The organism is Aeromonas sp. R5-4 (assembly GCF_040908215.1).
GTDB classification, from domain to species: Bacteria; Pseudomonadota; Gammaproteobacteria; order Enterobacterales; family Aeromonadaceae; genus Aeromonas; species Aeromonas veronii.
Window position 1 is genome coordinate 1 of the sequence record NZ_JBFODG010000023.1, and the last position, 25807, is coordinate 25807.

Sequence of the window (25807 nt, forward strand, 5' to 3'; positions counted from 1 at the left end):
TGATCCCATGCCGAACTCAGAAGTGAAACGCGGTAGCGCCGATGGTAGTGTGGCATTCGCCATGCGAGAGTAGGACACTGCCAGGCACCCAATTTCAAGATTACGCCCAGCGTGGTCTTTACCGGTTAGTGTGCTGATATGGCTCAGTCGGTAGAGCGCATCCTTGGTAAGGATGAGGTCCCCAGTTCGATTCTGGGTATCAGCACCATTAAATAGAAAGCCTCCCTGAAAAGGGAGGCTTTTTTGCATCTGTCAGTTTTCTTATATCCCCCTACATTCCCTATTCCCGCAACCCCCCTCTGCTTGCAGCCGACACTGTTTATCTGCTGGTTTGAGTCCTAATGTGTTACTCATTTGACTGCTATTGATGGTTTTATCCAGAGATTTAACCATGATTGATTGACGTAAAACGTTTTACATGTAAAATCCGGCGCGTTTTGCCTATTACGTGGAGAGAGAGCATGGCGCAGGATAACGAATACTGTTTGGGGGCGGTACCCGCCAAAGGGCGTAAAGGTGTGCTGTCGCTGATGCTGGTGATGCTCGGCCTGACCTTCTTCTCTGCCAGCATGTGGACCGGTGGTGCGCTGGGTACCGGGCTGGTGTTCGATGACTTCATCAAGGCGGTACTTATCGGCAACTTGTTGCTGGGTATCTACACCGCTTGTCTCGGTTATATCGGTGCCTCAACCGGCCTCTCTACCCATCTGCTGGCTCGTTACTCCTTTGGGGTGAAAGGTTCCTGGCTGCCATCCCTGCTGCTCGGCGGTACTCAGGTCGGCTGGTTTGGCGTGGGCGTGGCGATGTTTGCCCTGCCGGTGCAGAAGGCGACCGGCATAGATGTGAACTGGCTGATCGCCATTTCGGGCATGTTGATGACGGTGACCGTCTACTTCGGCATCTCCGCCCTGATGGTGCTGAGCTTTGTGGCCGTGCCGGCTATCGCCCTGCTCGGTGGCTACTCGGTCTGGCTGGCGGTGACCTCGACCGGTGGCATGGCGGCACTGCAGCAGGTACAACCAAGCAATCCCATCGAGTTCACCACGGCGTTGACCATGGTGGTCGGTTCCTTTATCAGTGCAGGAACCCTGACCGCCGACTTTGTTCGCTTTGGTCGCAAACCCTGGGGCGCCGTCATGATTACCATGGTTGCGTTTTTTTTGGGCAACACGCTAATGTTCGTCTTCGGCGCTGCCGGTGCGGCCGTGACCGGTCAGGCCGATATCTCGGAAGTGATGCTGATGCAGGGACTGCTGATCCCCGCCATTCTGGTGCTGGGCCTCAATATCTGGACCACCAACGACAACGCTCTCTACGCCTCCGGCCTCGGTTTTGCCAATATTACCGGTCTCAAGAGCAAGCCGCTCAGCGTGATCAACGGCCTAGTCGGTACCGCCTGTGCCCTCTGGCTCTACAACAACTTTGTCGGCTGGCTGGCCTTTTTGAGTACGGCAATTCCGCCGATCGGTGGCATTATCATCATGGATTTCCTGCTCAATCGTGAGCGTTACCGTCAGTTTGCCGATCAGCAGTTCGAGACGGTGCGCTGGCAGGCGCTGGTCGCCACGGCAGTCGGGGTGGCTGTCGGCAAGTGGCTGCCGGGCATAGTGCCACTCAACGCGGTATTGGGCGCCGCCTTCACCTATTTCATTCTGGTTCGCCTCACCCAGCGGCCGGTTCTGGTACAGGAAGCTAACAAATGCTGATTCAACATATTCGTTTGGCCGATCGGGAAGGGTTGTGGCAGATTCGCTGTCAGGATGGGGTCATCACAGCCATCGAACCCCATGACGAACATGCCGTCGCCGGTCGGGTGCTGGACGGGGAGGGCGGTCTGGCGATCGCTCCCTTTATCGAACCCCACATTCACCTCGATACCACCCAGACGGCGGGTGAGCCGAGCTGGAACCTCTCCGGCACCCTGTTCGAGGGGATCGAGCGCTGGGCCGAGCGCAAGGCGCTGCTGACCCATGAGGATGTGAAACAGCGCGCCATCCAGACGCTGAAGTGGCAGATCGCCAACGGCATCCAGTTCGTCCGTACTCACGTCGATGTCTCCGACCCCAATCTGGTGGCGCTCAAGGCGATGCTGGAAGTGCGGGAGGAGATGAAGGAGTGGGTCGAGCTGCAAATTGTCGCCTTCCCGCAGGAGGGGATTCTCTCTTACCCCAACGGCAAGGCACTACTGGAGGAGGCGCTCAAGCTGGGTGCCGACGTGATTGGCGCGATCCCCCATTTCGAGTTTACCCGGGAATATGGGGTCGAAAGTCTGCACTACATCTTCGATCTTGCCGAGAAGTATCAGGTTCTGGTCGATGTGCACTGCGACGAGATCGATGACGAGCAGTCCCGTTTTATCGAGACGCTGGCAACCCTGGCCTACGAGCGAGGTATCGGCCACCGGGTAACGGCCAGCCATACAACCGCCATGCACTCCTACAACGGCGCTTATGCTTCCCGCCTGTTCCGGCTGCTCAAGATGGCGGACATCAACTTCGTGGCCAATCCGCTGGTGAACATTCACCTGCAGGGGCGGTTCGATACCTATCCCAAACGCCGCGGCATTACCCGGGTGAAGGAGATGCTGGAGGCGAACATCAACGTCTGCTTCGGTCACGACGACGTGTTCGATCCCTGGTACCCCATGGGCACCGCCAACATGTTGCAGGTGCTGCACATGGGGCTGCATGTCTGCCAGATCATGGGTTATGAGCAGATCAACGATGGTCTGAAGCTGATCAGCAGCCACAGCGCCCGCACCCTGAATGTGCAGGATCGCTATGGTATCGAGGTGGGCAAACCGGCCAACCTGTTGGTCCTGCCCGCCGACAACGGCTTCGATGCGGTGCGCCGTCAGGTGCCGGTGCGTTACTCGATTCGTCACGGCAAGGTGATTGCCCAGACCCGCCCGGCCCAGACCGAAATCGTGCTGGGTGAGGCCGAGCCCATCGATTTTCGCCGCTGAGATTTCAATCAGGCTGGGTGACGATTAGTTCCACCTCTGGGCACAAGGGCCGCCATTGCGACATAATGGCGGCCTGACCCTGAGGGAGTGACACCATGCAAACCTGGTTCTATGTTGCTGCAGGGGGCGCCATCGGCGCCTGCCTTCGTTTTGGGATTGCCGAACTGATGGCCTTGCTGCTGGGGCGCCACTTTCCTTACGGGACTCTGGTGGTCAACGTGGTGGGCTCTTTCATCATGGGGGTAGCGTTCGCCCTCATCAGTCATGGTCATGTGGTGGAACACCCGATGAAGCCGCTGCTGATGGTGGGGATCCTCGGTGCCCTGACTACTTTCTCTTCCTTTGCCCTCGATACGGTAGTGCTGGCTCAACATGGGGCCTATCTGAAAGCGCTGCTCAATATCGGTCTCAATCTCTTCCTCTGTCTGGCCATGGTGGTGCTGGGCATGCAGTTGGTTGCGAGCCGGGTTTAAGGTGTCCGGACGCCAGTGGCTCTGGTAAACTGGCGGCCATTCTTTGCTCTATGGGTGTTTAAGGGATGTCAGAACAAGCAACGACAACGCATTTTGGCTTTAAAACCGTGGCCGCGACCGAGAAGGAAACTCTGGTAGCAGGTGTCTTCCATTCGGTGGCAGCCAAGTATGATCTGATGAACGATCTGATGTCGTTCGGCATCCACCGCCTGTGGAAGCGCTTCACCATCGACTGTTCCGGTGTGCGCAAGGGCCAGAAGGTGCTGGATCTGGCCGGTGGTACCGGTGACTTGACCGCCAAGTTCTCCCGCATCGTCGGCGAGACCGGTCAGGTGGTACTGGCGGATATCAACGACTCCATGCTGAAAGTGGGCCGCGACAAGCTGCGCAATCTGGGGGTCGCCAACAACGTCTCCTACGTGCAGGCCAATGCCGAGGCGCTCCCCTTCCCGGATAACCACTTCGATGTGATTACCATCGGCTTCGGCCTGCGCAACGTCACCGACAAGGACAAGGCGCTCGCCTCCATGTTCCGGGTGCTCAAGCCGGGTGGCCGTCTGCTGGTGCTGGAGTTCTCCAAGCCGGTCAGCGAAGTGATCGCCAAGCTCTATGATCTCTACTCCTTCAAACTGCTGCCGAAAATGGGCGAAATAGTCGCGAACGACAGTGAAAGCTACAAATATCTGGCAGAGTCCATCCGTATGCACCCGGATCAGCAGACCCTGGCTGGCATGATGGAAAATGTCGGGTTCGAGCAGGTGGAGTACTTCAATCTGACTCAGGGTGTGGTCGCCCTGCACCGCGGTTACAAGTTTTAAGGTTGCCTATGCCGATGGATGCCATGGTCACCGCGGTGATCGAAACCAGCCTCAACCAGTTGCTGGCGCTGGACAAACAGAGCCCGGAGCGGCTGCGCAAACTGGTGGGCAAGGTGCTCAAGCTGGAGCTGCGTGAACTCAAGCCACTCTGGTTTGTCTTCTCCGAGCGTCGGCTGGATGTGCTGGCCCAGCATGAAGGGGAGGCGGATGCGGTGCTCAGTCTCTCCCTGACCGCCCTCGGTCTGCTGAAAGACCCGTCCGCCCTGACCCGCTATATCCGCGAGGAGAAGCTGGATCTGAGCGGTGATCCCCAGCTGGTACAGGCATTCAGCGTGCTGCTGGGCGAGCTGGATATCGACTGGGAAGAGGAGCTGTCGCGCTATACCGGCGATGTCGTTGCCCACACCCTGTTCAGCGGTGCCCGTCAGGCGCGTCGTCTGGTCGGCCGCGAGCTGTGCCGCACCCGCAGCCAGCTGGCGGAATATCTGACCGAAGAGGCCCGCCTCGCCCCCGGCCCGCTGGAAGTGGCGAGTTTCAACGATGACGTCGAGGTGCTGGCCCAGCAGCTCAAGGCCGTCGAACTGCGGCTGGCCCGCTTCGAACAGCAGGTGACCTGATGACCCCGAAGGAGTTCAAACGCCTCTATCGCATCATCACCATCCTGCTGGAGCAGGGCATCGACGAACTGGTGCCGGCCCGCTATCAACCCTGGCCGGGTCGTCTGGCCCGTCGCTCCCTGTTCTGGCTCAAGAACAAGCAACCGGATCTCAGCCGCGGTGCCCGCATCCGCCTCGCCTTCGAGGCGCTTGGCCCCATCTTCATCAAGTTTGGCCAGATGCTCTCGACCCGCCGCGACCTGCTGCCGCCGGATATCGCCGAGGAGCTGGCCCTGCTGCAGGACAGGGTGCCCCCCTTCTGCGGTCAGGCGGCGCGCCAGCAGATCGAGCTGAGCCTGGGTTGCCCCATCGAAACCCTGTTTGATGACTTTGACGAGACGCCGCTGGCGTCGGCCTCCATCGCGCAGGTGCATACCGCCCGCCTGAAGGAGAGTGGCCGCGAGATCGTCATCAAGGTGATCCGTCCCGACATCGAGCCTGTCATCGAGGCTGACCTGCGGTTGATGCAGGCGCTGGCCCGTCTGGTGGCCCGCTTCGTGCCCCAGAGCGCGCGACTGCGCCCCATCGAGGTGGTGGAGGAGTATCGCAAGACCATCCTCGACGAGCTCAATCTGATGCGCGAGGCGGCCAATGCCATCCAGCTGCGCCGCAACTTCACCGGCTCCGAGGCGCTCTATGTGCCTGAAATCATCACGGATCTCTGCCGCGAGCAGGTGCTGGTGATGGAGCGCATCTACGGTATTCCGGTCTCCGATATCCCGGCGCTGGAAGCCAACGGCACCAATATGAAGCTGCTGGCCGAGCGCGGGGTAGAGGTCTTCTTCACTCAGGTGTTCCGCGACAGCTTCTTCCATGCCGACATGCACCCGGGCAACATCTTCGTCTCTTACGAACATCCGGAAAACCCGCTCTGGATCGGCATCGACTGCGGCATCGTCGGTACCCTCAATCGGGAAGACAAACGCTATCTGGCGGAGAACTTCCTCGCCTTCTTCAACCGAGACTATCGCCGGGTGGCAGAGCTGCACGTGGAGTCGGGCTGGGTACCGGCAGACACCAAGGTGGACGAGTTCGAGTTCGCCATCCGCACCGTGCTGGAGCCCATCTTCGAGAAGCCGCTCTCCGAAATTTCGTTCGGTCACGTGCTGCTCAACCTGTTCAACACCGCGCGTCGCTTCCATATGACGGTGCAGCCGCAGCTGGTGCTGCTGCAAAAGACCCTGCTCTATGTGGAAGGGTTGGGGCGTCAGCTCTACCCGCAGCTCGATTTGTGGCAGACCGCCAAGCCGTTCCTCGAAAACTGGATGCACGAGCAGGTGGGGCCCAAGTCGGTATTGAACGCCATCAAGGAGAAGGCGCCATTCTGGGCGGAGAAGCTGCCGGAGCTGCCGGAGCTGGTCTATGAGACCCTGCGCCAGACCCGTCATCAGCAGCGTCATTTCGACCAGATGTTTGCCGAGTTCCGCCGTCACAGCCGTCGGCAGGGGCAGGCCCGCTACCTCTTAGGGGTTGGAGCCAGCCTGCTATTGGCGGGTGTATTCTTGCTGACCCAAAAACAACACATTGAGTGGGGACAAGCCAGTCTCGCCGGTGCAGCCCTCTGCTGGCTGGTCGGCTGGTTGCGCACCCGTTCCCATTAATCAACAACCGCGCCGTCAGGCGCCTGTTCTGGAGAGAAAATCATGGGTGGTATCAGTATTTGGCAATTGTTGATCATTGCAGTCATCGTCGTGCTGCTGTTCGGTACCAAGAAACTGCGCGGCATTGGCGGTGATCTGGGCGCGGCGGTCAAAGGGTTCAAGAAAGCCCTCTCCGACGAGCCGGCTGATGCCAAGGCCGAGCAGAAAGATGCCGAGTTTCCCCCGAAACAGCTGAACGAAGCGGCCACTCAGAGCAGTGAGGCCGCCAAGCAGAAAGACAAAGACCAGGCCTAAGCCATGTTCGATATCGGTTTTTGGGAGCTGGTCGTTATCGCTGTGGTAGCACTGGTGGTACTGGGGCCCGAGCGGCTGCCGGTTGCCATCCGCACGGCTACCCACTGGATCCGCCTCATTCGTTCGACCGCGAACTCGGTCAAGTCCGAGCTGGAGCAGGAGCTCAAGTTGCAAGAGCTGCATAACGACCTCAAGAAGGCCGAACAGTTGCAGATGAGCAACCTGAGCCCCGAGCTGCAGGAGTCCATCGAACAGCTCAAAGCGGCGGCCCAGTCGGTCAATCGCCCCTATCAGGTGGAGAACGAGATCCGTCCGCCGCGCCCCGAGCCGGTCGCCCAGGCGGAGCCTGCCACGCCGGTGGAGCCTGCGGTGCAGCTGAGCCACGACGTGCCACCGGTCAATAGCCAGCGGGAGAGCGAGCCGGTGCCGGTCAGCGACTCCGCAGTAAAAGGGGAGGTGAAGCCATGAGTCAGGCCGAACAACCCCTGATCAGCCATCTGGTTGAGCTGAGAACCCGTTTGCTGCGCTCCATTACCGCCATCCTCGTGGTGTTTCTGGCGCTGATCTACTTCTCCAACAACATCTACGACTTCGTGGCCCAGCCGCTGCTGAGCCAGCTGCCGGAAGGGACCAGCATGATAGCGACGGATGTGGCGACCCCCTTCCTGACGCCGATCAAGTTGACGCTGGTGGTCTCCTTCTTCGTGGCGATCCCCTATCTGCTCTATCAGGCCTGGGCCTTTATCGCCCCCGGTCTGTACCAGCATGAGCGGCGGCTGATCATGCCGCTGGTGGTCTCCAGTGCCCTGCTGTTCTATGCGGGCATGGCGTTCGCCTACTACGTGGTGTTCCCGCTGGTGTTCGGTTTCTTCACCAGTACCGCCCCTGCCGGGGTGACGGTGGCGACCGACATCGCCAGCTATCTGGACTTCGTACTGACCCTGTTCTTCGCATTCGGGGTGGCGTTCGAAATTCCGGTGGCTACCATACTGCTCTGCTGGACCGGCGTGACCACACCGCAAAACCTGAAGGAGAAACGTCCCTACGTTATCGTCGGGGTGTTTGTGGTCGGCATGCTGCTGACGCCGCCTGATGTCTTCTCCCAGACCCTGCTCGCCATCCCGATGTGGGCGCTGTGGGAGATAGGTCTGTTCTTTGCCCGCTTCTACGTGAAGAAAGAAGATGAAGAGCAACAGGAACAACCGGATGGGGAGAGCTGAGGCTCTGTTCGTCACCTGTTTGCCGGACGGCGAGAGGATGACGACGTCCGCAGGAATAGCAGAACGAGGGGAGCTGAGGCTCCCTTCCTCTTTTCATGCTCCCGTTCGAGGCGTATGGTAAGACCCCATTCGGTAGATGGTTTTCAAATACCTGATATGTATTCCTTTTGTTCGGAACGTCTCATTCCATGATCGATATCGGTTTAAACCTGACCAGCAGCCAGTTCGCCGGTGAACAGCCTGAGCTGGTGGCCCGTGCCCGCGCCGCCGGAGTGGAAGCGCTGATCCTCACCGGTACCGATCTGGCTGGCAGCCGCGAGAGCGCTGAGTTGGCCGCCCGCTGGCCGGGCTACTGCTTCTCCACCGCCGGGGTACATCCCCACGACGCCAAGAGTGTCGATGAGGCGACCCTGCCCGCCTTGCGCGAGCTGGCGGCGCTGCCGCAGGTGGTGGCTATTGGCGAGTGCGGCCTCGACTACAACCGCGACTTCTCCCCCCGCCCGGTGCAGGACGCTGTGTTCGACGCCCAGCTGGCACTGGCCGCCGAACTCGGGATGCCAGTGTTTCTCCACTGCCGCGATGCCCACGCCCGTTTTATCGAGATCCTCCGTCCCTGGTTGCCGAAACTACCGGGAGCCGTGCTGCACTGCTTCACCGGCTCCGATGAGGAGCTGGACGAGTGTCTGGCGCTGGGGCTGCATATCGGGGTGACCGGCTGGCTCTGCGACGAGCGCCGCGGCCAGCTGCTGCGCGAGCAGGTGGCCCGTATTCCAGCTGGCCGCCTGATGATCGAGACCGACGCCCCCTATCTGGTGCCGCGGGATCTGAAACCGCGTCCGAAGCGCAACGAACCTGCATTTTTGCCGCACATCGCCCAGGTGGTGGCGGCCTGTCGTGGTGAAGCGCCCGAGGCCTTGCTGGCCCATACCCGGGCCACCTCCGCCGCGTTCTTCCAACTTCCTCTCCAGGAGTGATTCATGGCTACAACTCTTCCGGGCGCCTTTCCGGGTCGCCGCCTGCGCCGTCTGCGCAAACATGATTTCAGCCGTCGTCTGGTGCGCGAGAACGTACTGACCGTCAACGATCTCATCTATCCGGTGTTCGTGCTGGAGGGGGAGAACCGTCGGGAAGCCGTTCCCTCCATGCCGGGGGTAGAGCGTCTCTCCATCGATCTGCTGCTGATCGAGGCTGCCGAGCTGGTGGAGCTGGGCGTGCCTGCCATTGCCCTGTTCCCGGTGACCCCGCTGGAGAGCAAGAGCCTGATGGCGGAAGAGGCCTACAACCCGAACGGGCTGGCCCAGCGCACCGTGCGCGCCCTCAAGGCCCGCTTCCCGGAGCTCGGGGTGATCACCGACGTGGCGCTCGATCCGTTCACCACCCACGGTCAGGACGGCATCATAGATGACGAAGGCTATGTACTGAACGACATCACCACCGAGATCCTGATCAAGCAGGCACTCTCCCACGCCGAAGCCGGGGTCGATATAGTCGCGCCGTCCGACATGATGGATGGCCGCATCGGTGCCATCCGCGCGGCGCTGGAAGAGAACGGCTTCATCAACACCCAGATCATGGCCTACTCCGCCAAGTACGCCTCCTGCTACTACGGCCCGTTCCGCGATGCGGTCGGTTCTGCCAGCAACCTCGGCAAGAGCAACAAGGCCACCTACCAGATGGATCCGGCCAACAGCAACGAAGCCCTGCACGAAGTGGCGCTGGATATTCAGGAAGGGGCTGACAGCGTGATGGTCAAGCCGGGCATGCCTTATCTGGACGTGATCCGTCAGGTGAAGGATCAGTTCGGCGTGCCGACCTTTGCCTATCAGGTGAGTGGTGAGTACGCCATGCACATGGCTGCGATCCAGAACGGCTGGCTGCAAGAGAAGGAGTGCATCATGGAGTCCCTGCTCTGCTTCAAGCGGGCCGGGGCCGATGGCATCCTCACCTATTTCGCCAAGCGCGTGGCGCAGTGGCTGAAAGAAGATGCCCGTTAAGCCGGGTTGAAGAGATAAACGAGAGGGGGAGCCGATGGCTCCCCCTCTGTCGTTATGGCTCTCTTTTGGTCACGAGCGGATGATTACAGCTTGGTCCAGGCATCGCTCCAGTGGCTGCCGGTACCCGGTGCATAGTGGCTGGTCAAGCCGCCACACCAGCCGCTGTAGGGCCAGGGTTTGCACTCGTAGTCACCACCGGCATTGCTGACCCGTTCGCCACTCTGATAAGCGGTGCCCGCAACATAGGCCGGGTAGCTGCCGTTACCACCGTCACTGTCACCACCCGGTGCCTGTTCCACCAACGCCAGGGTGAAGCGGCGCTCGAAGCCCTGCTTGCTTCCCTCAGCCATGCCCGCCAGCAACAGCTCGTAACTGCCGGCCGCAAGGCCAGACTGTGCCAGCTGCAGGGAACCCTGACCATCGATCAGGGCGCTGCCGGTGGCGACCGGATTGCCATCCTGCAACAGGGTCGCGGTGACGGTCACCGGGTTGGCGGTGGTCAGCGTCAGGCTGAAGTCGAGCGCGCCGTTGACGATGAGATATTCGGACGCCAGATCGGTGACGGTGAAGTCACTGCTGCTACCGGTCGTGGGCAGAATGAAGTCTCCGCTCAGGTAGGTCAGACCGGTCCAGCCGGAGCTGGTCAGCCAGTGCTTGCCATTGGTCTGATAGACGTTGGGCAACTGGGTGCACTGTTTGTTGTCATTGACGAAGCCGATACCGTAAAAGCCCGCCACATTCTTGTAGCAGAGCTGGCGACCATTCTGGTGCAGCACCGGCTGAGCCAGCTTGCCCTTGTGGTGGAGTGACAGCCAGTCAAACTGGTTGATGGCCGAGACCAGCGGCACAAACTGGCCATCGGGCTGACGATAGCGGATCAGGGAGCCGGCATCGCAGAGCAGACCATCAGCCCGCTGTTCGACGTACCCGTAGTACTGCTCGCCATCCTGGAAGGTGAACCGGCAGAGATTGCCTTTCTCCGACTCCTTGGGGATCCAGCCCATCAGCAGTCGCTCCTGATTGTTCAGGGCCGCCAGCTGCCCAACACTGAAGTCGCTGCCGTTGGCTACCCAGCCTTGCGGCATGGTGGAGAATTGCATGAAGTAGTGGTCGGTATAGTACATGTGGCTGTCAGCGCGGTGCTTGCGAGCCCCCTGGCTGACCGAGTTGTAGCGATAGATGTCGTTTTCCGGCTTGTGGAAGCCGTTGAGATCATCGTCCAGATAGGGCAGGTCGCCCTTGCGGATATGGTAGTTGGCCATGCCCGTCATCAGCGGATGCCAGCCGTGGCTGCCACGGGCAAACGCGCTCTCATGGCTGTAGGACTTCCCATCGAAGCCGTGGCCAAATTCGTGGGCAATGATGCCCCAACTGCCGTAGTAGTGGCTGACAAAGTTAAAGGTATCGACCCCAGTGATGCCACCACTCCCCAGCCCGCCCCCCATGGCGGTGATCCCCAGGTTGAGGTAGGGGCGCTTCATCAGGCTGTGGTAGTAGTAGTCATAATCGGCTGCGGTAAAGATCCCGTTCGGCACATAGCTGTTGCCGCCATTGCCGAACATCTCGTAGCCGTTCACCGCCTTGAAGTTGTACCAGACGTGTTTGAACTCCTCGGTCGAGACCATGTAGGCCAGGTTGGTGGCGATGATCAGCCACTCGCGGGCGTAGAGGGCATTGATGGGGCGCCAGGAGCCGCTGGTGTTGGTGGCGAAGCGCACGTTCCAGCTTGGCTTGAGGCGTGCCAGCTTCTGGGCAAACGGATCCGAGTTGGAGCTGAACCTGTGCTCGAACTGGGCTGGCAGATTGATGCTGTTGTCGAGCAGGTTGTTGAGATCAAACACTCCGTCGCGGCTGGCGCTGTTGAAGCGTCCCTGCTCGCCAAAGGCGCTCAATGGCAGGGTGATTTGGGCATAGGCGGGCAGGCGATCGAGCTGGCCCAAGATCAGCCACTTGTTGATACCGTTCAGGCGTGACTCGATATTGATGTCATGCAGCTCTCTGGCGGCATAGTTGGTGATGCGCACCGTGTCGTTATCAAGCAGCTCGGTCTTGACCAGCGAATTGATGTTGACCGAACGCTGGGTGCGATCGATCAGCACCTCGTAGGGTTCGTCATTGCGCAGTATGTAGCTGACTGCGGCCGGAATCAGTTGATCGAAGATCAGCGGGCGAGCCGGCAACTGCTCGTCGGCCGTGAAGCTGATCTCCTTGCTCAGCAGCTGGTTGAAACCCAGGCCGCGTTCGTTGGCGGTGACAAGTGCCGAGCCCGCCAGCTGGAGATCTTTCAGCGCCGCCACGGGCTGCTGGTTGATCTCCCGAACAGTAAAGGTCGGGTTCTTGAACTGAAAGTCGTTGGCGATCAGGGTATCGGCATCATGCCACTCGATGCGGTCCTTGAAGTTCACCACCAGCCGATCGTCATCCATGTCGATTTTTTGCAGATTGCTGTCGGCGATCACCTGCTCAGGCGCCAGCGGGGTGTTGCTGGCGATGGCATCAGCCAGTTTGCGCAAGTCATAGATGTAGTAGTTTTTGCCGGCGGTGTGGGCCAGGAGATAGTCACCCACCTGATGGAGTTGCACCAGACGGTGGCTGTATTTTCCTTCAAAGGCGAGCCGACCGGCGATGGGGGTCTGGAGGCTGTTCTCCGGCGTCACATCCTGCTGGCGGTAGACCTTGATCTCGCTCAGCGCATCGGCCACCAGCACGTAATCCTGATTGGCAAAGACGGCCTGGGCGCGGTGCAGGCTGTTGCTGCCGGAATCCCGACCGGTTCCCAGGGTGGTGACATGGCGATGCTCGTCGGCCAGATCGAAGATATCGACCCGGTGCGAGTAGCGCGAGACCACGTAGAGCAGGTTGTGGCGGACAAACAGTTCGCTGACCTGGTTGTAGGCCGCGGCACTGCCGGTTGCGGTACCGCGGATCTCGCCAATCTGCTGGCGGCTCGGGATATCGATAATGGCCACATGGCCCGGATTGCCGTTCTGGCTGACATAGAGCCGATCCTGATAGCGCTCGACCGCCGTAATCAGGCTGGCGTCCAGCCCCAGCTGGTCGGCCGCCAGCTCCTCGCCTTTGTCCAGATATTGCAGCGAGGTGGCAAACGAGTTGACGCTGCAGGAGCTGGTCTCCATCACCACCCGGGTGCGTTCGCCATTCTGGATCTGGCCGTGGGGGAAGTACTCCAGCAGACAGCCGTTGCCGTAGTCATAGTTGCCAAAGCGTTTGTTGACCGCTACGACCCCACCGTCGTACCAGGTCAGCTCCCACTCCTCATCGAAGAAATCAAAGACGTTACGAATGGCTGTTTCGTCGAAAAAGTGGGGTTTGGGCAGATCGAACAGGATGTGGTTATCCGCTGTCAGCGGGTAGAGCAGGCCGTTGATGGCAAGGTGGCGCTTGCCATCCTTGATGATCACGTTCTGCTCGTCAGCCGCACTCTGATGCAGCGCGGCGAGGCGCGCCGTCATCTGTTCGTAGTGCTCCTGATAGGTTTGTTTGAAATAGGCTTGTTCGCGCTCATCGGCCACGACATGGGCCGACAGCAGCAAACCGAGCAGGGTGGCAAGCTTGGTGGTTCTTGGCATGGTGATTTCCTTATCTTGGTTGTTGTTGGTTGTTGTTGGTTGTTGTTGGTTGTTGTTGGATGTTTTTTGGTGGTTGGCAAGCATGTAAAAGAGAGGGGCTAACCCGTCCGGGTCAGTGCATCCTGCCCATCGGCAGCGTGGCCGACGGGCAGGATATGGGCGGGAGCCTGTCGGCCCTCGTTAGTGGTTGGGGCAAGGTCAGAGCTTGATCCAGGCATCGCTCCAGGCAGAGCCGGTACCCGGCGCATAGTGGCTGGTCGAGCCCCCACACCAGCCGCTGTAAGGCCAGGGTTTGCACTCGTAGTTGCCACCGGCATTGCTGACCCGATCACCGGCCTGATAGCCGGTGTTGGGAGCGTAGGCCGGGTAGTCACCTTCGCCACCGCCGCTGTTCTCTTCGGTCAGCGCAACCGTGAAGCGCTGTACCACCGGCTGCTGGCCATCTGCCAGACCGGTGATGACTACTTCGTAGCTGCCATCGGTCACATTGCTGCCCTGCAGTACCAGGGTGCTGGTGCCGTTCACCTGGCTGCTGGTGGTACCGTGGCTGCGGCCGCTCTGCTCAAGAGTTGCGGTGATCTGCACCGGGTTGGTGGTGGTCACGTTGAAACGGATGCTGACCTGACCGTTGACAATGGTGTAGTCGGAGCCCATGGCGCTGACGGTGAAGTCGCTGCTGCTTTCGGCGGGTGGCGTTATGCCGCCGCAGTCGCTGTCGCCCTGTACGCGCCAGACGCCCCAGTCACCCGTGGTGCCCGGCTCTTCGTTCTGGGTCCACCAGCCTGCCAGCCAGTTCTTGCCGTTGTGGCTGACGATGTCGCCGCTCACATAGACCTTCTTGGCATCCCAGCTGTTTTCACAGACGGCGCCCTGCTCCCTGACGGTCACGTTGCGCTGCTGGGTTACCTGCTGACTGGCGCTGTCGCTCACCTGATAGGTGAGGGTGTAGCGGCCGACCTTGCTGCTGTCGACGTTGCCGCTGACCTTGATTTGGGCGGTCAGGTCGCCATCTTCTTCATCATTGGCGCTGACGCCAGCCATCGGATCGAAGGGGGTACCCAGTACCAGCGTGGTATCGGTGACGCCACTGAATACCGGCTTCATGCTGTAGACCTCGATGGTGCGTACCTGCTCGGTGACATTGTTGTCGCGATCGCTCACCTTGTAGGTGAGGGGGTAGAGGCCGATGCGCTGGCTGTCTACCGAGCCTTCTACCTGGATCTGGCCAGTCAGGTCGCCATCTTCCTTGTCGTTGGCGCTGACACCGGCCAGCGGATCAAAGGCGGTACCCTGCTTGATGCGGGTATCGCTCAAGCCGCTGAACACCGGCTTGCCGTTGTCGACCGGGGGCGTGATCTCCTGATCGTGGATGAAGGGGCCGTAGCTCTTGATGAAGGATTCGTTGTAGGACTGACCGGCGGCGTTGCGGCCCATGTCCCAGTTGATGGACCAGGTCATCACGCCACGCAGCGGTTGCCCCTCGCTCTTCAGGCGGTTGAAGGCGTTGTAGAGCTTCTGCGGATCCTGCACATAGCCGGTGGCGGCGGCGTCGATGTTGGTCGGAATGCCGAACACCAGCTTGTCATGGGGGATCTTGTAGAAGCCGCGGGTACCGTTGCTCAGCGAATCCGCCATGTAGTAGATGAACTCTTCTTTCAGGGCATCGTTGTTCTGGGCAATCCAGCCGATGCCATCGATGTAGATACCATCGCCACCCTGGTTGTAGAACTGAGGGTTGATCCAGTCGTAGTAGCCTTCCAGATTGCGGATATAGGGGATGTAGGCGCCAGTCTGGGTCAGATAGGGGAACTCCGGCGCCATGGTGATGAGGAAGTTTTTCCCCTGGGCGCGATAGTGATCCTTGACCAGACGCAGGGCCGCCGGGATCACGGTCTGGTTGTCGGCGGCAGTGATGGCGGCCTGTTCCAGATCGATATCCAGCCCGTCGAAGCCATAGGTCTCCACCAGACGGATGATCTCGTCGGCAAAGGCCTGCTCCTGACCCTTGCGCAGCTCGATGTGCGCATCGGCACCGCCCAGCGCCAGCAGCACGGCACGGCCCTGACGGTTCAGTTCGGCAATCTGCTCGATAAACTGGCTTTCGCTCATGCCGATGGCCGGGTCGAGTTTGAAGGTGGGGATGGGATCGCTGCCATAGACCTTCATGAAGGAGACATCGACCACGTTGTATTGCGGGTTGACCTGATCGAGCTTGACGCAGGGGGCGATACCGCCCTTGTAGCCCGAGCCGTCACACCAGTTGTGCCAATAGCCGACCACTACGCCGGACTGGGGGTTGACCATCGCCTGACCGGCACTGGTGGCATATGCCATGGGGGCGCCCATGCCGAGCAGGCAGCCAAGCAGGGATAATTTGAGTTTGTTCATCGTCTCTCCGTACGGTGCAAATGGGGCGTCGGTTGTGACCGGACGTCCCCGGGGGCAGCCCCGCTGTCATAGGTGTTTTCCCTTAGACCGGTGGCTTTGCGTCGCGCCCTTTCGGGTCACTTTGCCTTTTTCACCCGATTTCTGTGCAGCACAGAGAATCAAGTGACCTGCATGGCAGGTTGCCTATGATAGATGCTTGAAAATAAATTAATCAATAGTTGGTTTTGATTCTAATTAACTGAAAAATATTGATAATTTGTTACGGCCACCACATTTTGTCCGTTTCTATGATTGAGCATGACGGTAATTGGCTGGCAGCTGTGGCGCCGGTAAATGGCGGCTTTTTGCCCCTTGAAAGTAGCGATAAGAGCCAAAAAAGGCCCACAGATTCATCCTGTTACTGGCTGTTGATGGCAAAACTGCAGCAACGGCAGAGATCCGGGTCGCAATGGCTGGAAAAGTACAGGGTTGCGGCGGATTCCCGCTTGATTATTGCGTGGCTTGGCCACATGTTAGAAAGCCATACAGAGCTGCTAAAGCGGTCTGTTCAAGACCAAACAAGAGGTAACCGGGATGAATAACCCTTTGCTGACAATGGATTCGCTGCCCCCTTTCAGCCAGATCAAGCCGGAGCAGGTTCAGCCTGCCGTGATTCAGGCGATTGCTGACTGCAAGCAGAAGATCAGCGATGTGCTGGCCCAGCGTGATCCCCATACCTGGGATAGCCTGATTGCCCCGCTGGAAGAGGTAAATGACCGCCTGTCACGGATCTGGTCACCGGTCAGCCACCTCAACTCCGTACTCAACAGCGAAGCGCTGCGCGAGGCCCATGATGCCTGCCTGCCGCTGCTCTCCGAATTCCAGACCTATGTTGGTCAGCATGAAGGGCTCTATCAGGCCTATCTGGCCCTCTCCCAGAGCGATGATTTCCCGCTGCTCAGCGGCGCCCAGCGCAAGGAGATCCAGAATACCCTGCGTGACTTCCGCCTCTCCGGCATCGGTCTGCCTGCCGAGGCGCAGCAGCGTTACGGCGAAATTCAGGCCCGCCTCTCCGAGCTGGCCTCCCGTTTCAGCAACAACGTGCTGGACGCAACCCAGGGCTGGCACAAGCTGGTGGCCGATGAAGCCGAGCTGGCCGGTCTGCCCGAGAGCGTGCGTGCCGCTGCCCGTCAGATGGCTGAACTTAAAGGCAAAGAGGGGTGGCTGTTCACGTTGGATATCCCCTCTTATCTGCCGGTGATGATGTATGCCGACAACCGCGAGCTGCGCGCCGAGATGTACGAAGCCTTCACCACCCGCGCCTCCGATCAGGGCCCCAATGCGGGCAAGTGGGACAACTCCGCCATCATGAGCGAGCTGCTCACCCTGCGCCGCGAACTGGCTCAGCTGCTGGGGTTCGCCAACTATGCCGAGCTCTCCCTGGCCACCAAGATGGCGGACAAGACCGAACAGGTGGTGAGCTTCCTCACCGACCTGGCGGCCAAATCCCTGCCACAAGGCAAGGCCGAGCTGGAGGAGATCCGCGCCTTCGCCGCCGAGCAGCATGGTCAGAGCGAGCTGGCCGCCTGGGATCTCGCCTACTACGCCGAGAAGCTCAAGCAGCACAAGTTCTCCATCTCCGATGAGCAGCTGCGCCCCTACTTCCCCGCCAGCAAGGTGGTGAAGGGGTTGTTCGAAGTGGTGAAGCGGGTGTTCGGCATGAAGGTGCGCGAGCGCCTCGGCATCGACACCTGGCACCCGGACGTGCGCTTCTACGATATCTTTGATGCCGACGACGAGCTGCGCGGCAGCTTCTATCTAGACCTCTATGCCCGCGAGCACAAGCAGGGCGGCGCCTGGATGGATGTCTGCCTGGGTCGTCGCTACCGTCAGGATGGTTCACTGCAAAAACCGGTGGCCTACCTGACTTGCAACTTCAACGGTCCGGTGGATGGCAAACCGGCGCTGTTCACCCACAACGAAGTGGTCACCCTGTTCCATGAGTTTGGCCACGGCATTCACCACATGCTGACCCGCATCGACGTGGCCGGTGTCGCCGGTATCAACGGCGTGGCGTGGGATGCGGTGGAGCTGCCGAGCCAGTTCCTCGAGAACTGGTGCTGGGAGTCCGAGGCGCTGGCCTTTATCTCCGGCCACTACGAGACCGGCGAGCCGCTGCCTGCCGATCTGCTGGAGAAGATGCTGACCGCCCGCAACTTCCAGGCGGCGATGCAGATGTTGCGCCAGCTGGAGTTCGCTCTGTTCGACTTCCGCCTGCATCAGGAGTTTGATCCGGCCAATCCGGCGCAGCTTCCGGCGCTGCTGGATGAGGTGCGCAGTCAGGTAGCTGTGATGACGCCACCGGCGTTCAACCGCTTCCAGCACAGCTTCTCCCACATCTTCGCGGGCGGCTATGCGGCGGGCTACTACAGCTACAAGTGGGCCGAGGTGCTCTCTGCCGATGCCTTCTCGCGCTTCGAGGAGGAGGGGATCTTCAACCCGGCGACCGGCCAATCCTTCCTGAAGAATATTCTGGAGAAGGGGGGCTCGAAGGAGCCGATGGAGCTGTTCCGAGCCTTCCGTGGTCGTGAGCCCAAGGTGGATGCGCTGTTGCGACACAGCGGGATCGCTGCCTGAGATTCCTGATCCGCAGCCTGTGTGAGCTTCAAGCAGGTACACTGTTTTGCGGCATAGTGGGATCGAGTCGTGATTTCTGCGACAAAAAGGGACCTTTTGGTCCCTTTTTTCAAGGCTTTTTAATATCTTGCTGATTGCATATTTGCACTGCTCACAGCTCTTCAGTAGAGTCGTGTTCTAACCTTCAAGGAGAGAAAGCCACTTGCCATGAGGCGAGCACTCGATTCCGTCTATCAAATCATCTCCAGTCTGGCTCATTCGAGCGGCCAGGGATATTTCGATACCTTTGTGAGTGAAATCGCCGCTGCTGTGATGGCTGATGTCGTCCTGATCGCCAGCAGGGAATCAAATGCTTCCCATCTTACGGTTCAGGCTGCCCATCCCTCCTCTCTTGACCCCGATACCCTGACGCTGCCACTGACTGACTCTCCCGATGCCATTACCTGGCAGGAGGGGGAAGCCTGGTTCAGCGATCGTCTGTTGCAGCTGTTCCCCGCGATGCCGCTTGCCGATGCGTGGCAAGCCCAGGCCTACGCCGGGATCGCCCTCAAGGATGCGGATGGCGAGACCATAGGTATCTGCTGCCTGCTCTATCGTCAGCCGCAGGCCAATATGACCAAGGTGATGGGGCTGCTCCGGTTGCTGGGGCCGCTGGCCGGTCGTGAACTGGCGCTGATGCTGCAACGCCAGCTGCCGCAACTCTTGCCTGATACCCCCCATGTGCTGCAGAGCATGCTGTTTCAGGCTCCGGTGGGGATCGGCAAGCTCGATCTCGCCGGCCACATTCTCTGGGCCAATCCGGCCATCGAGAAGATGCTGGGTTATCCCCTCGACGAGCTGCTTCATCGCTCCATCTCCGACATCAATCACCCGGAGGATTGGCAGCGCAGCCTTGAGTGCTACGAAGAGATCCGGCGCGGCGAGCGCAGCAGTTTCACTCAGGAGAAGCGCTACTTCTGCAAGGGGGGCGAGATCCTGTGGGGGCGGGTAACGGTCACCCTGATCCGCGACGAGCAGCAGCAGCCGGACTACCTGATGGTGCTGCTGGAGAATATCGATCCCCTCAAGCGCCATGCGGAGCAGCTCAAACTCTCCCACCGGGTCTACGACAACCTCTCCGAAGCGATTCTGGTGTGCGATGCCGACAGCCGCATCATCTCGGTCAACCCGGCCTTCGAGCAGATCACCGGCTACAGCAGCGACGAGGTGCGGGGCCAGCGTCCCAGCATGCTCAAGTCCGGGCTGCACGATCAGACCTTCTATGCCGACATGTACCACGCGCTGGAGCGGGTGGGGGTGTGGCGTGGCGAAGTGTGGAACAAGCGCAAGAATGGCAAGCTCTATCCGCAGCAGCTGATGATCAGCACCCTGCGTGAAGCCGGCAAAATCCAGCAATATATCGCCATTTTCAGCGATCTTTCCCAGACCAAAGTGGCCGAGCAGAAGATCGCGACCCAGGCCAACTACGACAACCTTACCAGCCTGCCCAACCGCTGGCTGTTTGGCCGCTGCCTCACCCGCTTCTGCGAGCGGGGCGAGCGCTTCGCGCTCATGGTGCTCGACCTCAACAACTTCAAGGCGGTCAACAACAGCATGGATCACCATGCTGGCGATGCCCTGTTGCGGGAGGTGTCGGATCGACTGGTGAGCCGGGTGCGCACCGAAGATTTGGTGGCCCGTATCGGTGGCGATGAGTTCGCGTTCCTGGTGCCCGGCATCGTCACCCGCCGTCAGGCCGAGGTGTTTGCCAAGCAGGTGATCGGCAGCTTTGCCCGTCCCTTTATGCTGGCCAACCAGCATCTCTATGTGACCGCGACCATCGGCATGACCCTCTGCCCGGTCGATGGCAGCGAGAGCGACGAGCTGCTGCGCAACGCCGAGCAGGCGCTGTTTGCGGCCAAGCGGCAGGGACGGTTGCTCGGTGCCTACTGCTCATCCATGCGGGAAGAGGTGCGCCAGCGCCACCAGATGCAGCAGGATTTGGCCGAAGCGATCAAGCTGGAGCAGCTGACCATGGCCTACCAGCCCATCTGGGACAATCGCAGCGGACGGGTCGCCAAGCTGGAGGCGCTGGTGCGCTGGTATCACCCCCACTGGGGGCAGGTATCCCCTGCCGAGTTTATTCCGCTGGCGGAAGAGGCGGGATTGATTCAGGGGCTGGGTGCGCTGGTATTGTGGCAATCGTGCCGGGATCTGGCGCGGTTGCAGCAATCCGGCTTCCCTGATCTGCAGATGTCGATTAACCGTTCCACCATGGAGTTCCAGACCATCGACCCCGAGGCGAGTGAATGGCTCAAAGTGATCCAGCACTTCGGGCTCGATCCTGCCGACATCGTCATCGAAATCACCGAATCTCTGCTGATGGAGAGCAGCGATCAGCACAGAGTGCGGATCGATGCCCTGCGCGAGGCGGGCTGCAAGCTGGCCATCGACGATTTCGGTACCGGCTACTCGGCCCTCAACTATCTGCGTACTTTCCCGGTCGATCTGGTCAAGATCGACCGCTCCTTCGTGCGCCATATCCCCTTCAACGAGCAGGATAGGATGCTGCTCGACGGCATCATCAACATAGTGCACAACCTCGGCATGCAGGTGGTGATCGAGGGGGTAGAGACCCGCGAGCAGCTCAACTTCCTCTGCCAGAAGGGGTGTGCCTTCACCCAGGGTTATCTGCTCAGCCGCCCGCTAGCCTATGATGATCTCATCGATTACCTCGCTCTCAACCGTCAGGGGATGAACCTCACTGTCGTGAGCTGATCCACCGCTTCTGTTATCATGGCCGCTTCTGTACGTGCCATGAGTCTGTCTCCTATGCCCCATATTCAGGTTTTCAGTGAAGTCCCCGCCCGTGATGGCGAGCTCGACGCCCTGCGTTTACGCCTTGCCGACGTGGAGTTTCCGGCTCCGTTTGCGCTGGTACTGACTGAAGAGAGACTGGAGCTGCGCAAGCTGGACGAGCCCAAGCTGGGTGCCGTCTATGTGGACTTCGTGGAAGGGGCGGTGGCGCATCGCCGCAAGTTTGGCGGCGGTCGGGGCCAGTCCATCGCCAAGGCGGTGGGGCTCAAGGCTGGTGCCACACCGACCGTGGTGGATGCCACTGCCGGGCTGGGGCGCGATGCCTTCGTGCTCGCCTCCCTCGGTTGCAAGGTGACCCTGATCGAACGCAGCCCCGTGGTCGCTGCCTTGTTGCAGGACGGGCTGGCGCGGGCGGCACAGGATCCCGAGATTGGCCCCTGGGTCAGTGAGCGGATGCTCCTGCTGCAAGGCCCGGCGGTGGACAATCTGCTGGCGCTGCCGGAGCGGCCCGAGGTGATCTACCTCGACCCCATGTTCCCCCACAAGCAGAAGTCGGCGCTGGTGAAAAAGGAGATGCGGGTGTTCCAGTCGCTGGTGGGGCCGGATCTTGATGCGGATGCCCTGCTGCCTGCCGCGCTCAAGATGGCGAACAAGCGGGTGGTGGTGAAACGCCCCGACTACGCCGGCTGGCTCAATGAACAGAAGCCCAGCATGGCCATCGAAACCAAGAGCAACCGCTTCGATGTCTATGTGATGGCGGCGCTGGCAGCGGGTTAACAGCCGGTGTGAGCCGCAGATGCAAAAAGGAGGGCCAACGTCATGTTGGCCCTCCTTTTTCGTATTGGATTCAGTTGGTTGGCGCGAAGCGGATCAGCTTCTCTTCCCCTTGCCAGTTCAGGCGCAGGGTCGCCAGTTCTGCCAGACTGAGCCGCTCGCCACTGTGCAGCAGCAGATACTCGACCCCTTCGCTGGCTTCGATAGTGCGGATCTTGTCATCCCATTGGCGATCATCGCGGCTGGTGAGGGTCACCGGCAGTTGCCAGCTGGCAGCAATTTCGAGCCAGTCGTAGAGATCGCAGCTGATGGGTTGATAATCCGGCATGATCGGCTCCAAAACAGGCAGGTTGCTGAGTCAGGCTTCCTGTACTCGGGTCGGCCAGCCCATCTTCTGCTGGCGTTCCACCTCGAGCCGCAGCTCGCTGGCGCGCAGGTAGTGTTCATCCATCCAGCCCTTGGGCAGGGTCAGGGTCAGTGACTCCTCTTCTGCCTGCAGGGTGAAGCTGGGCACTGTGCCCTGGGTACGGCGCATGCAGAGGATCAGTGCGATGCGCAGGATACGGGCCAGCCGTATCGCCTGACGACCGGTGACAGCACCCTGCTTTTCCAGCGGTTCCAGCTTGAATTCGTCCCGCTGGTTGAACAGCAGGGCCGACAACAGCTTCTTTTGCGCTGGGGTAAAGCCCGGCATGTCGATGTTGTCGATGATGTAGGCGGCGTGTTGCGGCGCCTTCTTGTACTCGATACAGAGGCCGATCTCGTGCAGTAGGGCGGCATAACGCAAGATCGGGCGGCCGTAGCGTTTGGAGAGTCGCCAGGCCGGTTGCAGCTGGTTGAACGCCTCGACGGCGGTATCGCGCACCCGTTCGGCGTGCTCTTTATCCAGCTGATAGCGGCTGATCAGGCTGTCGGCGGTGCGATCCCGGGCATCACAGTCGTGATTGTTGCCAAGCAGACCGTAGATCAGTCCTTCGCGCAGGGCGCCACCCGCCAGCGTCATGCTCTCGATATCGAGGGTTTCGAAGATGGCGATCAGGATGGCGAGGCCGGAGGGGAACACGGTCAGCCGTTCGGCCGCCAGCCCTTCCAGTTGCAGCCGGTCGAGCTTGCCGCAGGCGATGGCCTGACCCATCAACTCCTGCAACTTCGGCAGGGTGACCCGTTCGCTCTTCCCTTGCGCCAGCATGATCTCTTGCAGCGCCTGTACCGTGCCGGAGGCGCCGACGCAGGTGCGCCAGCCGAGGGCGCGGTAATCTTCCGCCACCTTCTCCAGCACCGCCTTGGCGGCAGCAATCGCCTGCTCGAAACGGGCTTCGGAGAGCTCGCCATCACCGAAGTGATTGTTGAGCCAGGTAACGCAGCCCATGTGCAGGCTGTTGAGCAGTTTTGCTTCGCTATGTTCGCCGATCACCAGTTCGGTGCTGGCACCGCCGATGTCGATCACCAGCCGGTTGCCTTCCCCGGCAGAGGTCCAGGAGACCCCTTCATAGATGGTCTTGGCCTCTTCCTCGCCCGAGATGATCTCGATGCTGTGGTTGAGTACCCGTTCCGCTTCGCTGAGGAACTCGTCGACGTTGGTGGCAAGCCGCAAGGTAGCTGTGCCCACCACCCGGATATTGTCGGCCGGAATGTCCTGCAACTGTTCGGAGAAGAGACGCAAACAGTCCCAGCCCCGCTCCATGGCGGCACGGCTGAGACGAAATTCCGGATCGAGCCCGGCTGCGAGGCGAACCTTGCGCTTGACCTTGGCGACGGTGCGCAGGGCACCGGCGACCTCGCGCACCACCAGCATATGAAAGCTGTTGGAGCCGAGGTCGATGGCGGCATAGAGAGGCGAGTTGTGCAACGGGCCTATCCTTTAGCTTTTGCGCGGCGGACGACGACGGTTGTTGCTGTTGCCACCGCCCTGACGATCCCGCATGTTGCGGTTCACCGGCTGACGGTTGCGGAACACCCGTTTCGGCGCGGTCACGTCATCCAGCAGCGCTTCGCGATCATATTTGCTGACCGGAATGGCATGGTGGATGTACTCCTCGATGGCCGGCAGGTTGAAGGCATAGTCTTCACAGGCCAGGCTGATGGAGTGACCGCTCTTGCCGGCACGACCGGTACGACCGATACGGTGTACATAGTCTTCGGCGTCGTCGGGCAGGTCATAGTTGAAGACGTGGGTCACGTCAGGGATGTGCAGACCACGGGCGGCCACGTCGGTGGCGACCAGAATATCGAGCGCACCCTTGGTGAAATCCTCGAGGATCTTCATCCGCTTCTTCTGCGGCACGTCACCGGTCAGCAGACCGACGCGGTGGCCGTCGTTTTCCAGCCAGGCGTGAACGTCTTCACAGACATGCTTGGTGTTGGCGAAGACGATCGCTTTTTCCGGCCACTCCTCTTCCATCAGGGAGAGCAGCAGCAACATCTTGTCTTCATTGGAGGGGTAGAACAGCTCTTCCTTGATCCGCACGCCGGTCATCTGCTCCGGCTCTACCTGCACATGTTCCGGGTGGTTCATGTGTTCGTAGGCCAGCTCCTGCACGCGCAGGGAAAGGGTTGCTGAGAACAGCATGCTCAGACGCTCGGTCGCGGGCGGCATGCGGCGGAACAGGAAGCGGATGTCCTTGATGAAGCCCAGATCGAACATGCGATCCGCTTCGTCCAGTACCACGACCTGAATGTTGCTCAGATCGATCACCTTGGACTTGAAGTAGTCGATGATGCGGCCAGTGGTGCCGATCAGGATGTCGACGCCCTGCTCCAGCACGGCCAGCTGCTTGTCGTAACCTTCGCCACCGTAGGCGAGGCCGAGTTTCAGGCCGGTAGAGGCAGCGATGCTGTCGGCATCGTTATAGATCTGTACTGCCAGTTCCCGGGTGGGTGCCATGATGATGGCTCTGGGTTGATTAACCAGACGGGGCTTGGTCAGCGGGTGAGTCAGCAAATAGTTGAATGTCGCGGCCAGGAAGGCAATGGTCTTGCCGGTTCCTGTCTGGGCCTGACCGGCGAGGTCATGACCTTCTACCAGCAGTGGCAGAGACAGTGCCTGGATGGGCGTGCAATAGTGAAATCCCTTTGATTCCAGACCAGCCAGAACTTCGGGTTCGAGGCCCATTTGGGCGAATTTGTCGGTCGTTAAGTGTGTTTTGCTCATGGCGGTAGGTTATCAGGTTAGGCTTGCAATAATAAACAGGATCATTTCAAATAGGGCAACTATTGCCTTTGTTGATATGTCAATAAAGCCTTAATTACTGACTGGAGTTGGAGATGAGTGACAAGATTGTTCAGCTGAGCGATGCCAGCTTCGAGGCAGATGTAATCAAAGCCGATGGCGCCGTTCTGGTCGACTTCTGGGCCGAGTGGTGTGGTCCGTGCAAGATGATTGCCCCGATCCTGGAAGAAGTTGCCCAAGAGTACGAAGGTCGCGTGACCGTAGCCAAACTGAACATCGACCATAACTCTGATACTCCGCCCAAGTACGGCATTCGTGGTATCCCGACCCTCTTGCTGTTCAAGAATGGCGAAGTGGCAGCGACCAAGGTCGGTGCACTGTCCAAGACTCAGCTGAAAGAGTTCCTGGACGGCAACCTGTAATAATTAAAGAGGAGCGCATTGCAATAATGCG

20 protein-coding genes, 1 tRNA gene and 1 riboswitch are annotated in these 25807 nt (G+C 60.0%); of the genes, 16 read left to right on the forward strand and 5 right to left on the reverse strand.

The window, feature by feature from the left end; all coding sequences use genetic code 11:
- Positions 1 to 132: 132 nt before the first annotated feature.
- From AB5Y83_RS11660 to hemB, 12 genes are all read left to right on the forward strand, one after another.
- Positions 133 to 208 (forward strand) — tRNA-Thr (locus AB5Y83_RS11660).
- Between the two features lie 253 nt (positions 209 to 461).
- On the forward strand, positions 462 to 1706 hold the full coding sequence (gene codB / locus AB5Y83_RS11665) for a cytosine permease (protein ID WP_101530643.1): 1245 nt from the start codon (positions 462 to 464) through the stop codon (positions 1704 to 1706).
- A complete protein-coding gene (locus AB5Y83_RS11670) occupies positions 1700 to 2965 on the forward strand; it encodes a cytosine deaminase (RefSeq protein WP_201944501.1) in 1266 nt (421 codons plus the stop codon). The genes codB and AB5Y83_RS11670 overlap by 7 nt, the downstream gene beginning before the upstream one ends.
- 95 nt (positions 2966 to 3060) lie before the next feature.
- The gene (gene crcB / locus AB5Y83_RS11675; protein WP_005339378.1) at positions 3061 to 3438 is read left to right on the forward strand and encodes a fluoride efflux transporter CrcB; all 378 of its coding nucleotides are present in this window, start codon (positions 3061 to 3063) and stop codon (positions 3436 to 3438) included.
- A gap of 65 nt (positions 3439 to 3503) precedes the next feature.
- Positions 3504 to 4256: a bifunctional demethylmenaquinone methyltransferase/2-methoxy-6-polyprenyl-1,4-benzoquinol methylase UbiE gene (gene ubiE, locus AB5Y83_RS11680; protein WP_005342396.1), complete on the forward strand. Its 753-nt coding sequence runs from the start codon at positions 3504 to 3506 to the stop codon at positions 4254 to 4256.
- Between the two features lie 8 nt (positions 4257 to 4264).
- Positions 4265 to 4873 carry an SCP2 domain-containing protein gene (locus tag AB5Y83_RS11685; RefSeq protein WP_021230987.1) on the forward strand — a complete coding sequence of 203 codons (609 nt, stop codon included), beginning with the start codon at positions 4265 to 4267 and terminating at the stop codon, positions 4871 to 4873.
- Positions 4873 to 6513 (forward strand): ubiquinone biosynthesis regulatory protein kinase UbiB, encoded by a 1641-nt coding sequence (gene ubiB, locus AB5Y83_RS11690; RefSeq protein WP_005339383.1) that lies wholly within the window; start codon positions 4873 to 4875, stop codon positions 6511 to 6513. Before AB5Y83_RS11685 ends, ubiB begins: the two co-directional genes overlap by 1 nt.
- A gap of 42 nt (positions 6514 to 6555) precedes the next feature.
- On the forward strand, positions 6556 to 6807 hold the full coding sequence (tatA, locus tag AB5Y83_RS11695; protein WP_368175204.1) for a Sec-independent protein translocase subunit TatA: 252 nt from the start codon (positions 6556 to 6558) through the stop codon (positions 6805 to 6807).
- Positions 6808 to 6810: 3 nt separating this feature from the next.
- Complete coding sequence (tatB, locus tag AB5Y83_RS11700; RefSeq protein ID WP_368175205.1) at positions 6811 to 7275, forward strand: Sec-independent protein translocase protein TatB; 465 nt, start codon at positions 6811 to 6813, stop codon at positions 7273 to 7275.
- Positions 7272 to 8027: a twin-arginine translocase subunit TatC gene (tatC, locus tag AB5Y83_RS11705; protein WP_058058793.1), complete on the forward strand. Its 756-nt coding sequence runs from the start codon at positions 7272 to 7274 to the stop codon at positions 8025 to 8027. Before tatB ends, tatC begins: the two co-directional genes overlap by 4 nt.
- A gap of 188 nt (positions 8028 to 8215) precedes the next feature.
- A complete protein-coding gene (locus tag AB5Y83_RS11710; RefSeq protein ID WP_058053180.1) occupies positions 8216 to 9001 on the forward strand; it encodes a TatD family hydrolase in 786 nt (261 codons plus the stop codon).
- Positions 9002 to 9004: 3 nt separating this feature from the next.
- Positions 9005 to 10021: a porphobilinogen synthase gene (hemB, locus tag AB5Y83_RS11715; protein ID WP_368175206.1), complete on the forward strand. Its 1017-nt coding sequence runs from the start codon at positions 9005 to 9007 to the stop codon at positions 10019 to 10021.
- Positions 10022 to 10104: 83 nt separating this feature from the next.
- Here the strand turns inward: hemB and AB5Y83_RS11720 are convergent, their stop codons facing one another.
- Both AB5Y83_RS11720 and AB5Y83_RS11725 read right to left on the reverse strand, forming a co-directional pair.
- Positions 10105 to 13611, reverse strand: coding sequence for a hypothetical protein (locus AB5Y83_RS11720; RefSeq protein ID WP_368175207.1), 3507 nt, complete (start codon positions 13609 to 13611; stop codon positions 10105 to 10107).
- A 198-nt stretch (positions 13612 to 13809) separates the two neighbouring features.
- The gene (locus AB5Y83_RS11725; RefSeq protein WP_368175208.1) at positions 13810 to 15999 is read right to left on the reverse strand and encodes an immunoglobulin-like domain-containing protein; all 2190 of its coding nucleotides are present in this window, start codon (positions 15997 to 15999) and stop codon (positions 13810 to 13812) included.
- A 50-nt stretch (positions 16000 to 16049) separates the two neighbouring features.
- A riboswitch (cyclic di-GMP riboswitch) is annotated at positions 16050 to 16135 on the reverse strand.
- A 437-nt stretch (positions 16136 to 16572) separates the two neighbouring features.
- On the opposite strand from AB5Y83_RS11725, the gene prlC reads away from it, so the two are divergent.
- The 3 genes from prlC (at position 16573) to AB5Y83_RS11740 (ending at position 22188) form a co-directional block, all read left to right on the forward strand.
- Positions 16573 to 18615, forward strand: a complete 2043-nt coding sequence (prlC, locus tag AB5Y83_RS11730) for an oligopeptidase A (protein ID WP_139741731.1) — start codon at positions 16573 to 16575, stop codon at positions 18613 to 18615.
- A 207-nt stretch (positions 18616 to 18822) separates the two neighbouring features.
- Positions 18823 to 21372: a bifunctional diguanylate cyclase/phosphodiesterase gene (locus AB5Y83_RS11735; protein ID WP_064341313.1), complete on the forward strand. Its 2550-nt coding sequence runs from the start codon at positions 18823 to 18825 to the stop codon at positions 21370 to 21372.
- Between the two features lie 63 nt (positions 21373 to 21435).
- Positions 21436 to 22188: a class I SAM-dependent methyltransferase gene (locus AB5Y83_RS11740; RefSeq protein ID WP_323911444.1), complete on the forward strand. Its 753-nt coding sequence runs from the start codon at positions 21436 to 21438 to the stop codon at positions 22186 to 22188.
- A gap of 70 nt (positions 22189 to 22258) precedes the next feature.
- On the opposite strand, the gene AB5Y83_RS11745 is transcribed toward AB5Y83_RS11740, so the two are convergent.
- Genes AB5Y83_RS11745 through rhlB form a run of 3 tightly spaced genes read right to left on the reverse strand, consistent with a single transcriptional unit; the run spans position 22259 to position 25336 of the window.
- A complete protein-coding gene (locus tag AB5Y83_RS11745; protein ID WP_042054704.1) occupies positions 22259 to 22513 on the reverse strand; it encodes a Rho-binding antiterminator in 255 nt (84 codons plus the stop codon).
- A gap of 30 nt (positions 22514 to 22543) precedes the next feature.
- A complete protein-coding gene (gene gppA / locus AB5Y83_RS11750) occupies positions 22544 to 24034 on the reverse strand; it encodes a guanosine-5'-triphosphate,3'-diphosphate diphosphatase (protein WP_113740666.1) in 1491 nt (496 codons plus the stop codon).
- 12 nt (positions 24035 to 24046) lie between these two features.
- On the reverse strand, positions 24047 to 25336 hold the full coding sequence (gene rhlB, locus AB5Y83_RS11755; protein WP_139438772.1) for an ATP-dependent RNA helicase RhlB: 1290 nt from the start codon (positions 25334 to 25336) through the stop codon (positions 24047 to 24049).
- A gap of 113 nt (positions 25337 to 25449) precedes the next feature.
- Here rhlB and trxA point away from each other — a divergent pair, with 113 nt between their 5' ends.
- Positions 25450 to 25776: a thioredoxin TrxA gene (gene trxA, locus AB5Y83_RS11760; protein ID WP_005339416.1), complete on the forward strand. Its 327-nt coding sequence runs from the start codon at positions 25450 to 25452 to the stop codon at positions 25774 to 25776.
- Positions 25777 to 25807: the final 31 nt, after the last annotated feature.